The sequence below is a fragment of the Streptomyces alkaliterrae genome, from assembly GCF_007097205.2.
GTDB lineage: Bacteria > Actinomycetota > Actinomycetes > Streptomycetales > Streptomycetaceae > Streptomyces > Streptomyces alkaliterrae.
Window position 1 is genome coordinate 1 of sequence record NZ_VJYK02000606.1, and the last position, 1,191, is coordinate 1,191.

The 1,191-nt window shown below is 70.1% G+C and carries 1 protein-coding gene; it reads left to right on the forward strand.

Annotated elements, in window-relative coordinates; genetic code table 11:
• The first annotated feature begins 124 nt into the window (after positions 1-124).
• Positions 125-1,156, forward strand: coding sequence for an NADP-dependent oxidoreductase (locus FNX44_RS27065; protein WP_143651593.1), 1,032 nt, complete (start codon positions 125-127; stop codon positions 1,154-1,156).
• The last annotated feature ends 35 nt before the right edge of the window (positions 1,157-1,191 follow it).

The following is a 1,191-nucleotide window of genomic DNA, read 5'->3' on the forward strand; positions in this document are numbered from 1 at the left end:
GTCGGGTGGGGTTCTTCGGCCGGTCATGGGACCAGGGTAACCATTTAGTTGACAACATGAAATATCAAGGTGCAGGGTGGACCGGAGAAACTTCAGCGTCTGAACTATTCGGAGGTACCCCACCGTGACCGCCCCGAACCGACCGGTACCCGCCACCGCCCGCGAGTGGCATCTGACCAGGCGCCCCGACGGCTGGCCCGTCCCCGAGGACTTCGCGCTGCGGGAGGCGCCGGTCCAGGCGCCGAACGACGGCCAGCTGCTGATCCGCAACCTCTACATGTCCGTCGACCCGTACATGCGCGGCCGGATGAACGACGTGAAGTCCTACGTGCCGCCGTTCCAGCTCGACCGGCCGATGGACGGCGGGGCGGTCGGCGTGGTCGTGGAGTCCCGCGCCGACGGCTTCAAGCCCGGCGACCACGTCCTGCACGGCGCCGGCTGGCGCGAGTACGCGACGATCGGCGCCGCCGGCGCGGTCCCGGTGTCGGCGGAGGCCGCGCCGCTCAGCGCGTATCTGGGGGTGCTCGGCATGCCGGGTCTGACCGCGTACGCGGGCCTGCTGGAGGTGGCCTCCTTCAAGGAGGGCGACGCGGTGTTCGTGTCCGGCGCGGCCGGCGCGGTCGGCAGCATGGTCGGGCAGATCGCCCGGCTGAAGGGCGCCTCCCGGGTGGTCGGCAGCGCCGGTTCGGCGGAGAAGGTGCGGCTGCTCACCGAGGAGTTCGGCTTCGACGCGGCGTTCAACTACAAGGACGGGCCGGTCCGCGAGCAGCTGCGCGAGGCCGCGCCGGACGGCATCGACGTCTACTTCGACAACGTCGGCGGCGAGCACCTGGAGGCCGCCATCAGCGCGCTCAACACCCACGGGCGGATCACCGTCTGCGGCATGATCGCCCAGTACAACAGCACCGAGCCGCCGGCCGCGCCCCGCAACCTGGCGATGGTCATCGGCAAGCGGCTGCGCATCACCGGAATGCTGGTCAACGACCACAAGGACCTGCGGCCGGCCTTCCAGCAGGACGTCGCCGGCTGGCTGGCCGGCGGCGAGCTGAAGTACCAGGAGACGGTCGTCGAAGGCGTCGACAACGCCGTCGACGCCTTCATCGGCATGTTGCGCGGCAGCAACACCGGGAAGATGGTCGTCGCCCTCGACGGCTGAGCCCCCCCAAGAGCCCCCCACCCGCAGTACTCCAA